Source organism: Paenibacillus sp. FW507-14B1B, assembly GCF_058781425.1.
In genome coordinates this window covers 1-743 of sequence record NZ_JBYSWS010000019.1, presented here as the reverse complement: position 1 = coordinate 743, position 743 = coordinate 1, and the positions used below count along the sequence as shown (strand labels likewise).

The following is a 743-nucleotide window of genomic DNA, read 5'->3' as shown; positions in this document are numbered from 1 at the left end:
GAAGTGGAGCTGTCCAGTTTAAAACAAACCTCTAAAAGTTTGCGTAATGCATCCGAAGAAATGGAGGATTTGAAGAGCGAGCTGCAGCGGGCGATGAGCAGCTTGACCAGCAAAACGCTGAATCAATCTGGTGTCCAGAGTACCTTTCAACAAATCTGCAGGCAGCTGGATCAATTGGAACAGGAACTGGATCAGTTATCGGATCTCACCCGGCAGAAGGGTGACGAATATAAAGATGCCGATCGAAATGGCCAGAAGCTGGATTTCGACAAGATTAAGAAGTTTGCTGTATTCGCCTTAGGCATGGCGCTAGACTTTATCCCGTTTGTAGGGAATGCGAAGGGGATCATTGAAGCGGTGACGGGCCGGGACATGTTAACCGGGGAAAAGCTAGCTGCTTGGGAACGAGGACTGGGCGTCTTAGGTCCACTCGGAAAAGGGGTCAGCAAGGGAGCGAAATTAGCTAAATTCGCACGCGAAGCCGTAGATGTCGGCGGCGATGCCGCACGTCAAATGGACCGAGCGGGAGAACTCGGAGCAGCGGCAAGTCGATCAGCGGATGAGCTTGCTGAAGGTGCTGCGTCTGCTGCTGCACGCCCGGGAGCAGCTGGGAGTACGGCGGCGCGAAACGGGGATGAGCTGGCCGAAGCCGGTGCAGGGAAAACACCGGGGAAGAAGCCAGGGGAATCCAATATAGATGACACCGTCTCTGAAGTGAATCCACGTGCGAACAAGACGGATAA

Annotated in this window: 1 protein-coding gene; it reads left to right on the top strand. The window is 53.7% G+C overall.

What is annotated here, in order from left to right:
• Nucleotides 1-39: 39 nt before the first annotated feature.
• The coding region (locus AC3WJJ_RS25570) for a pre-toxin TG domain-containing protein (RefSeq protein ID WP_492544944.1) at nucleotides 40-743 on the top strand (704 nt) is incomplete at its 3' end.